Source organism: Mesorhizobium sp. M5C.F.Ca.IN.020.32.2.1, assembly GCF_004023105.1.
In the GTDB taxonomy this organism is placed as follows: domain Bacteria; phylum Pseudomonadota; class Alphaproteobacteria; order Rhizobiales; family Rhizobiaceae; genus Mesorhizobium; species Mesorhizobium wenxiniae.
In genome coordinates this window covers 1-557 of record NZ_RZSX01001600.1, presented here as the reverse complement: position 1 = coordinate 557, position 557 = coordinate 1, and the positions used below count along the sequence as shown (strand labels likewise).

Here is a 557-nt window from a genome sequence, read left to right as displayed (position 1 = left end):
TGCCTGTCCCCCTTCGTCTCCGCCTTGGCTGCAGGCATCGGCAGCACGCCGGGCTTGTCGGTCGAACGTCCCTTCGGTCCGTTCACCGGCAAGCTGATCGTGACCGTGGTGCCCTCGCCCGGCATGCTTTCGATCGACATCGTGCCCTCGTGCAGCGCCACAAGGCCCTTCACCAGCGACAGGCCGAGCCCGGTTCCCTCGAAGCGGCGCGTATAGTCGTTCTGGATCTGCATGAACGGCTTGCCGAGATTGGCAAAGTCTTCCTCGGCGATGCCGATACCGGTGTCCCTGATCCAGAAATGCAGTCGCGAGCCGATCCGCTTGGCGCCGACGACGACATCGCCGCCATCGGGCGTGAACTTGATGGCATTGGAGACTAGGTTGATGAGTATCTGCTGCACGGCACGACGATCAGCGTTTATCTCGCCTGCATCCGGTGCGATCTGAGCTTGCAGATCGATGTTCTTTGCCTCTGCCTGCAGCCGCATCATCGACTGGCACATTTCGACGGCTTCCACGAAACGGAACGGTTCCGGCTCGGTTGCGTAGGCGCCGGC

1 protein-coding gene is annotated in these 557 nt (G+C 62.1%); it reads right to left on the bottom strand.

Annotated elements, in window-relative coordinates; genetic code table 11:
- Nucleotides 1-557: ATP-binding protein (locus EOA86_RS37680; RefSeq protein WP_245497517.1), on the bottom strand; the 557-nt coding region annotated here is incomplete at both ends.